Raw genomic sequence first — 9,156 nt, forward strand, 5'->3', positions numbered from 1 at the left:
CCTTTTGGATCAGGCCGGCCAGGGGGTGGGCCTCAAACTGAACATCGGTCCCTTTAAGGCGCTCCAGTCTTGCCAGAGCCAGAAGGTCATCAATCAGACTGACCATGCGGTTGACGTTTTTTTCGATGATCCCCAGAAACCTGCCATACTGGGCGACGGAATCCTGGGATAAGGCGCCGCCGTTGTCCGGCATCATCTCCAAAATGATCTCAATGAACCCTTTGATCGCGGTCAAAGGCGTTTTTAATTCGTGGGAAACATTTGCCGCAAAATCCTTGTGCATGGTTTCAAGCAACCGGATCCGGGTGATGTCACGGAAAATGATCAGGGTGCCCATGCGCTTGTCCTGGGTGTCGTACAAGGCCGTGGAATGGATATTGAGAACCATGCGCTGACCTCTGTCAATCACGATATCATCTTCCACAGGTTCACTGGTGGCAAGGGCCTTTTTAATGAATACCTGCAGATCATAATTTCTGGCAACCTCAAGCACATGCTTTGTCTTGAGAATCTCCGGAGAGAAGTCAAATATTTTGGCAGCAGCCTTATTGATGGTAATGATCTGCTCCTGAGCGTTAATGGCGATGACGCCCTCCTGCATACTGGTGTGAACCGCTTCAAGTTCTTGACTGTGGTTTCTGGCATCTATGATCTTTTTATTAAGTTCTGAGGCCATAAAATTCATCGCCTCGGCCAATTGAGCCAGCTCTTCGGTATCCGGATAGGACAATCGATGGGTCAGGTTACCCATGGAAAACGCCTGGGCCTCTTGACGCATCTGCTCCACGGGATTGGTGATGCGCCTTGAAACATACAGGCTTGCCAGGACCGCGGCCATGGTCGTCAAAAGCAGAACCAGGGCAATTGAATTGCGCATGGCCTCAATCTTGGCATCAATAGCTGAAATTGAGACAGCCGTCCGGATCACAGCGGGGTCAGACCGACTGTAAACAATGGGAAGGGCGATATACATCATATTTTTATCAAGGGTGTCACTGTAGCGGACGGCCACACTCTTTCCACCGGAAAGCGCATCCTGAATCTCAGGCCGTTTCCTGTGATTTTCCATGGTTTCCACCCTGGCAAAGGAGTCACCGATCACCACGCCTGAATGCAGAATCACCGTAATGCGGGTTTGAATTTTTTCTCCCAAAGTTTTGCACAGGGTGTCAATCTGCTGTGGCGTTAAGCCATCCACGTACAGGGCTTGTGCAAACCGGTCCTGCAACAAAAATGTCCTGCCCATGAGTTCACGCTGGGCGGTTTCAAGAAAAAAATTTTTAAAATAGCTGGTTGAATACCAGGCTTCAACGGTCAGGGACAAAAGAATAATAACCAGAAATGATGGAAAAACCCGCCAAATCAGCTTTGTTTTTTTACGGTGCATGAAGTCTATTCCTTAAACCGATATCCCACACCTCGAACAGTTTCAATACACGATGAATAGGCACCCAGTTTTTTACGCAGTCCCACGATAATCACATCAATACTGCGCTCTGTCACTGCATAATTTTCACCGTGGATGGCATCCACAATCTGCCCCCGGGTAAACACCCAGCCTTTTTTCTCCGCCAGAAAGGAGAGCAGTTCAAACTCGGACAAGGTCAGTTCAATAATTTTACCTTCAATGGTGACCTGGTGTTTGGCCCGGTCAATGACCATATCCCCTTCCTGACGGACACGGACCGGCGCTTCACCGCTGTTTTCCCGGCGTCGGCGGAGGATGGCGCGAATCCGTGCAGTAAGCTCCCTTGGACTGAAAGGCTTGGATATGTAATCATTGGCCCCGAGTTCCAGACCGGCGACGATATCGGACTCCTCGCCCTTTGCCGTGAGCATCACAATGGGAATATGCATGGTGGTATTGTTGTTTTTCATATACCTGGTAACTTCAAGCCCGTCAATTCCGGGCAGCATAAGATCCAGCACCATGAGATCCGGGCCGGACTGTTTGGCAATTTTAATGGCCTCCTCCCCGGTCATGGCTTGAAGTATATTATAGCCCTCTCCCTTGAGATTGAATTTTATCAATTCAAGAATGTCTTCCTCATCATCAACAATCAATATGGTCTCTTTGGACATTTTTTATTTCCGTGTTATTTTTTTATTGGAATTCCGGAATGACGGATAATCTCACCTTCTATCAGGTAAATGACCTCCTCTGCGATATTTTTAGTGTGATCGCCCACCCGTTCAATATGCCTTGAAATCAGATACATATTAATAATTTCCTCAACCTGTTCGGGATTCTTGCGTATGGCATCCTTCATGACACGATAGGCTTCATTGCGCATGGTATTGACCTCCTCATCCATTTCCCGGACTTTATATGCCAGATCTCTATCCAGGCTGACAAGGGCATCCAGTGCGAATTTAAGCATTTCTGCCGCCTGTTCGGCCATGGCCGTGTAGTCATATTGAAAGGAATTTGAACGTTGGCCGCTTGTCTTAAAACGCCGGGCAATGTTCACGGCATAGTCGGCAATACGTTCAAGGTCATTGTTGATTTTGATCACGGCGGTAATCAGCCTTAGGTCCGTTGCCACAGGATGATACAGGGCAAGGGTTTTCACGCATTCCTCTTCGACCTCAATCTCCTGGGCATCCACCAGGTAATCGGTTTCAATGATCTGAATGGCCAGCTCAAGATCTTTTGTCTTGACGGCATATATGGCTTTTTTGAACCGATCTTCCACCATGGCACCAAGAGATAGAATCTCGTTTTTAATTTTGTGCATGGCCCGGGTAAGCTGGTTTGTCATAAACGTCCTTCTTTGTTGTGGACTATGCCTGGCAGTTGATATCTCAGGTCAGCCCATGCCTGTTATAAAAGTTTCAAGGATAATCAATGTTAGTTTTTTACCCTGAAATCATTAGAATTTCGTTAGAATTGTATTAACGAGGAATTAATTTTACTACAAGATATGTTTTTCAAGATAGAGGGTATTGCCCTTTTTGTTATAACTGAAACGGTCAAAATAGGTTTGCATGATACGCATGCCCCTGCCGTGGTCAGCCTCATCAGGGAACACCTGGTCCTGGACTTGCACCCATTCAAAACCCGGCCCCTGGTCGGAAATCTTCATACGAAGCCATTCGTCCGCGCTTATGTCCAGTTCCATGGAGACAAGTTTATCCAAATCGTATTTATTGCCATGGCGCACGGCATTTGCCATGGCTTCGCGCATACCTAAATTGACTGCAAACAAATGGGGGAAAAACTTTGGTCCCTTGGATCTAAGAAAAAGAAGGACTGCGGCACAGGCCGTATCAATATGTTCCATGGTGGAGGAAAACCGTATGAAGACACGATCTTTCTCCTCTCTGATTTCATAAAAACCCAGGATATCAGGCATCATCACACCTCAATGCATAAAAGAACAATATCATCCTCGGGTATGGGATAGCCGTTAAAAATGCGGGAAATGAGTGTGCTTGGGAGATGGGAAAGGTTAATCTGCCCCACCCCCTCAAAAAAGGATAAAAGCCCTTGCACCCCTGCGACCCATGATATTTTCTTTTCTTTGGATTCCACCATGCCGTCTGAATAAAGAAAAAACCGGTCCCCTTCATTAACTGAAAATCTTTTGATACCAAAGGCGGCATCGGGAAACATACCCAGGATATCTCCCGGAACTTTGATAAAAAAAGGGGTTTTACCCTTGGGCATATAAATCACAGGGGGATGGCCTGCATTCACCAGGGTCATGATCCTGGTGCCGCGATTGAGGTGCATGTAGCATGCGGTGAGATATTTGTCTTCCGGCAGAATTTCCACAAGCACGTCATTGATCATTTTCATGCTCTCACAGGGCGAATATAGCGGGGTGCAGTTCTGGGCCAGAAGCGCCTTGACAGATGCAGTGGTGTAGGAGGTTTCAATATCATGCCCCGAGGAATCCCCCAAAAAATACCCGGTGATCTGATTTGAAATATTTAAAATATCATAAAAATCCCCGCCCGCCTCTTCCAGGGGCCGGTAGAAAACACTGAATCTGGCATTGGGAAAATCTTCGGGCCTGGGCAGCAAGGCATTCTGGGCTTGGGTTATCTGACGCAGCTTTCTGGCCTGTTCCTGCACCAGGGAGTTGGTGGCAATGGAGAGTTTAAGGTGAATACGCACCCGGGCCAGGACCTCTTCGGGATGAAAGGGCTTGACGATATAATCCACGGCCCCAAGTTCAAAACCCTTGAGCTTGACATCCACTTCGGACACACCCGTTAAAAAAAGCACGGGGATGGTGGCGGTGGCCGGATCATTTTTAAGCTTCTGAATAACTTCAAATCCGTTCTCATCGGGCATTTCAATGTCCAGCAGGATAAGATCCGGATGTTCTTGGGCAGCTATACGCCTGGCATCAGGTCCATTATCCGACAAAAGGGTGTTATACCCCTCCTTGGTCAGTACTTTCTCAATGAGCTTCAGATTCAACAGATTGTCATCAACCACAAGTATGGAATATACGTCCGCCATATCACCTGCCTGATAGACTGTCTTCAAGCTTTTCTAAAAATTGCTGCATTTCCAAAAGCAGATCCTCCAAACCGTCAAGCTGGCCGGCCCGGGTACGGCTCTCCATAACCGCTGCCAGCTGAGAAAGACTTTGAAATCCCAGATTCCCGGACGCGCCCTTTATGGAATGTGCCACAAAGCGAATGGATTCCGGATCATTATCCCGGATACCCCGACGGATTTTTTCCAGATCAGATGTCAGGATACCGGCCAGAAGGCGACCCAGCTTTTCGGCTTCATGGGTATCAACGCTTAGGAAAGACTCAATATTCCGAAAATTCATGAAAATACCCTAATCATTTCTAATATTTACAGCTTAAACCGGCTGACCATCTCATTAAGACTTTCCGACAGTTTAGATAATTCCAAAGCACTCTCATTGATCTGCATGCTTCCGGCTGTGATTTCGTCAGCAGACTGGCTCACCTGATGGACATCTGCGGTGACCTGTGCAGCGACGGTGGAGGTCTGGTTGACGTTTTCATTAACCTCCTGAACACCGGTGGCTGCCTGGCTGACATTATTGGAAATTTCCTGGGTCGTGGCAGACTGCTCTTCTATGGCCGTGGCAACTGATGAAACAATGGAATTAATATCGTCTATAATTTCAACGATTGCTTTTATCGCCTCAACAGATTCCGTGGTGCTTGTCTGAACCTCACCAATTTTCAACCCGATTTCTTCAGTCGCCCGGGCCGTCTGCTTTGCAAGTTCCTTGATTTCACCAGCCACCACAGCGAACCCTTTGCCCGCCTCGCCGGCCCTTGCGGCCTCGATGGTTGCATTCAGTGCCAGAAGATTGGTCTGTTCGGAGATATCGGCTATGGCTTCCGTCACTTTGCTGATCTCAGCAGCAGCCCTGCCTAACGCATCCACTCTCTGGGAAATGTGTTCGGCTTTTTCAACCGCCTGGGTCGTGGTCTGGCTTCCCTTGGCTGTATTTGATGCGATTTCATTGATCGTTGCAGACATCTCTTCTGCTGCGGCGACAATCATCTGCAGGTTCGCACTTGTCTGTTCTGTAGCGGCGGCCACACTGTTCATCGCCGTTGCCATCTCTTCTGCGGCCGAGGCCACGTTATTGGCCTTTTGGGATGACTGCTCGGCCCCGGAGGTCATCTGCTGGGAGACAGCGGACAGCTCCGTGGAAGAAGAGGTCAGAGTCTGAATCCCCTGGGAAATGTCTTTAAACATATTTTTCAAATTGGTTGTCATCTGCTGCATACTGGCATACACCCCGGTGAGCGGTTTGCCGGTCGTTGGGAATTGATAGGTCAAGTCTCCTGCAGCGATCTGGTTGGCCACATTGGCAATTTCAGACGGATCATGGCCCAGCAGCGCCATAATGCCTTTAACAAACCACAGTACAGCCAGTACGGTCAAAACCAGGAAGATGACGCCAGCGGCAAGAACCATATTCCGGATAGAGACCACAGACGCTAAAAACTCCGATTCATCCTGGGTGACCACAAGGCTCCAGCCTGTCGCAGGTACGGGTGCGAAACCGGCGACCTTGTCAGTGCCTTTAAAACGATATTTTTCAACGCCTGCTTCCTGGGCCAGTGATCTTCTGGCAATCTCCTCCATCCCGTCAAGCTTGGACACATTGAGTTTGAAAATATAATCCTTTACAGGGTGAGCGATAAAAAGACCGTCTTTAGCCAGCATAAAAGGATAGCCGGTCTCCCCCATTTTTACCTGTGTGATGTCCTCAGACAGAGCTGTCAGCTTGACAGTTACGCCCAGGACCCCGGCAAATGAACCGGAGTTGTCCTGCAACGGAACGGCAACCACAACGATGGGCAACCCACTTGCCTTTGCAATAACAGGGTCACCAATGATGCTTTGACCCGATTTGGCAGCCTGGAAATAGTCCCTGTCTGCCAGATTCATATTTTCCCGCCTGTATTTGCCATAATCACTGTCAGCGATCACCTGGCCGGATGAATCGGTAACAAAAAAGAACACATAATTTTCCCCGATCCTTTTATAAACTTCGGCCAAATAGGTCTCTGCAGCGGCCAACGTCTCTTCATTTCCCGATCCTTTGGCTATTTCCCGGATAGAGGATTCCGATGCCATGGCCTCGGCTTTCCCGACTTCCTGTTTCATGGAAAGGTCCACCATGGTTGCAATATTCTCGGCGGTAAGCTTGGCCTGCCCCTCGGCAATGCTGACCAATGCGGTGGACGCTTTGATGATCGAAAATATTCCCACGACGACCAGTGGCAGGATTGCCGCCACCACGCCACCAACGATTAATTTTGTTTTTAATGTCATTTCTATTATCTTCTCCTTTATAAGTCCCTCTTGATTTTTATCATTTTAGATGCATGTAGTTCATAAACTATAGCAAAAGGCATGCCAGCGTATAAAATTCTAAACTTAAGCTTTTAAAACAGTGTGTTATATATCTATGACTTTTTTGTTCCAATTTGGTTTCTTGGAAACGAGAACAATCAGCATTCTTGTTTCCAAGAAACTAAAATAGGGGGATAAACCGTGCAAAGCCAATAAATTTTAATTTTTTACAAGATAACATATAGTTTGAAGGATTGAAATTCCCTGTAACAAAAAAAATCATGCTTGAAAGCCGGTTATAGGGTGCATTCATTTGATATTGGACCAATTGATCAGATGCATCTGTTTTTGTTCTATGCGTTGCAGAACTGAAATAATATCCTGAAAATTATTCTCAGAATGACAGGTAACAATGGTTCCAGCAGGAGTGCAGATTTTTGCACGTCGTCAACTCTCCCGCAAAAAATCAAAATCAATTTTACGTTTTCAAATAAAGGTTTTAGGGAAAACAAAAGGTGAACACTATTGGAATCGGTTATGAAGGCAATGAGGACTGAAACATTATGTAATGGTCTGCACAAGACGTTGGACAGATGCAGCCTGGTGTCTGTCAAAACAACCTCACCTTCCGGCAATGCATCCTCAATTCGAGTTTTCAACCTGCTCCTGAGTTCATCGTTTTCGCTCGCATGTAATATTATTTTCATCCTTGGATATCCCTTTTTTCCTATCAATTTTTATATATACCAAACTACAAAATTAGCAGAAAGTATGCCAAAGTATTTTTTCATCTTTTTTTTTGTTAACGAAAACTCAAGTAGACATACGTTTTCCAGATTCTCTGGTCTTTATCAAACACTTCAGTTAAATGGCTTTGCCTACTGCGGGACAAAAAAAATTGCCGCGTTTACAAAACTGGCATCAGGTGATAGTTAGATCCTATTATCAATCAGCTTTTTTTAAAGGCCAAATCCATGAGACATAAAATAAAATATCCGGCGATTCTATTTTTTGTTTTTCTTTTTTTCCCCCCATTTCTTTCTGCCGGCACCGTAGATGAAAAAATCGTCACCATCACGGTCGCCAAAAAAGACAATCTGGTCAATATTTGCAAGACCTGGCTTGAAAATCCCCATGACTGGAAAAGGATTTCAAAATTCAATCAGCTTAAAAACCCCAACCTCATATATCCAGGGCAGCGTATAAAAATTCCGGTCAAACTGCTCAAAGGGATTCCCATGGAAGGGATTGTCACCTTTATCAAAGGTAATGTCTGGGCCGGCCCGAAAGGTACCGAGGCCACGGCTATTTTGAAAAAGGGAGATGTGGTTGGCCAGGGTGCTCAGATTGAAACCGGAAAAGATAGTGCAGTGGAAATCACATTTGAGGACGGCAGCGCTTTTTTTCTCAGGCCTGATACCCGGGTCAGCATCCGGACCGCAAGGCAGCAGCAGCCCTATTTTATGATCCGCAGACTTTTTGTGCCTGCCGGACGGACAATGATGCATATACAAAAGTGTACAGGCGGGGATTCCCGGTTTGAAATTCATACCCCATCTGCGATTTCCGCAGCCAGAGGAACCCAGTTCAGGGTATCGGTTGACAATGATAAAACCACACGGACAGAGGTGCTGGACGGTGTGGTCGGCGTTGCAGGAGCCGGAAAAAAGGTAATGTTGGATCCGGGCCAGGGGACCTGGGTGGAAAAAGGAAAACAGCCGAATACGCCCCAAACGCTTTTGCCGCCGCCGCCCCTTGAGGGACTGCGTCCTCTGTACCAGAGTCTGCTGATAGACTTTTCTCTTGCCATGCCCTCAAGGGCTGTGGCGGCAAGGGTAATTGTCGCAAAAGATTTTGAAATGAAAAATGTCGTCAAAGAGATTGTAATGCAAAAGGGAGATCCTCTTCCAAAGATCATGCTGCCGGACGGCAATTATTACTGCCAGACTTTGAGCATCAATCCGGCAGGACTGGAAGGTATTCCCTTAGCGCCTCAAGGTTTCAAGGTCCGAACCAATCCTTTTCCGCCTTTTGTTCAACGACCTGTTAACGGCGAAGAATTGAAAACAAAACGGGTGGAAGTGGAATGGCTGAAGGTCGGAGATGCCGCCTCCTACAGCGTCCAGGTGTCAAAAGAATCGGATTTCAAAAACTTATACAAGAATATTCAGGGTATCACCGGCACCCGCCAATCCATTGATCTTGAAGAATATGGCGTTTATTATTTCAGGGTTTGTTCCATTGCCGGAGATGATTTTAAAGGGCTGTGGTCCGACGCAATTTTCTTTAGCTGTGTTGAACCGCCAAAAGCACCCGAGGCCGAGGCGCCGGTTGTGGATAAG

General features: G+C 47.0%; 8 protein-coding genes. 1 reads left to right on the forward strand and 7 read right to left on the reverse strand.

Features of this window, described 5'->3' with window-relative positions; genetic code table 11:
* The 7 genes from B3D59_RS17720 to B3D59_RS17750 all read right to left on the reverse strand — a co-directional run.
* On the reverse strand, positions 1-1,387 hold a 1,387-nt coding region (locus B3D59_RS17720; RefSeq protein WP_286822471.1), incomplete at its 3' end, for a sensor histidine kinase.
* A 5-nt stretch (positions 1,388-1,392) separates the two neighbouring features.
* Complete coding sequence (locus B3D59_RS17725) at positions 1,393-2,082, reverse strand: response regulator (RefSeq protein ID WP_277004900.1); 690 nt, start codon at positions 2,080-2,082, stop codon at positions 1,393-1,395.
* 14 nt (positions 2,083-2,096) lie between these two features.
* Positions 2,097-2,762, reverse strand: coding sequence for a phosphate signaling complex protein PhoU (gene phoU, locus B3D59_RS17730; protein WP_286822472.1), 666 nt, complete (start codon positions 2,760-2,762; stop codon positions 2,097-2,099).
* A 153-nt stretch (positions 2,763-2,915) separates the two neighbouring features.
* On the reverse strand, positions 2,916-3,359 hold the full coding sequence (locus tag B3D59_RS17735) for an ATP-binding protein (RefSeq protein ID WP_286822473.1): 444 nt from the start codon (positions 3,357-3,359) through the stop codon (positions 2,916-2,918).
* Positions 3,359-4,474: a PP2C family protein-serine/threonine phosphatase gene (locus tag B3D59_RS17740; RefSeq protein WP_286822474.1), complete on the reverse strand. Its 1,116-nt coding sequence runs from the start codon at positions 4,472-4,474 to the stop codon at positions 3,359-3,361. The genes B3D59_RS17735 and B3D59_RS17740 overlap by 1 nt, the downstream gene beginning before the upstream one ends.
* Before the next feature lies 1 nt (position 4,475).
* Entirely contained in the window at positions 4,476-4,796 is a 321-nt protein-coding gene (locus tag B3D59_RS17745) for an Hpt domain-containing protein (protein WP_286822475.1), read from the reverse strand.
* A 26-nt stretch (positions 4,797-4,822) separates the two neighbouring features.
* Complete coding sequence (locus B3D59_RS17750; protein ID WP_286822476.1) at positions 4,823-6,793, reverse strand: methyl-accepting chemotaxis protein; 1,971 nt, start codon at positions 6,791-6,793, stop codon at positions 4,823-4,825.
* Positions 6,794-7,788: 995 nt separating this feature from the next.
* On the opposite strand from B3D59_RS17750, the gene B3D59_RS17755 reads away from it, so the two are divergent.
* A partial coding sequence (locus B3D59_RS17755; RefSeq protein WP_286822477.1) for a FecR domain-containing protein occupies positions 7,789-9,156 on the forward strand: 1,368 nt, incomplete at its 3' end.

Origin of the sequence: Desulfobacter sp. UBA2225, assembly GCF_002348205.1 — a bacterium.
GTDB lineage: Bacteria > Desulfobacterota > Desulfobacteria > Desulfobacterales > Desulfobacteraceae > Desulfobacter > Desulfobacter postgatei.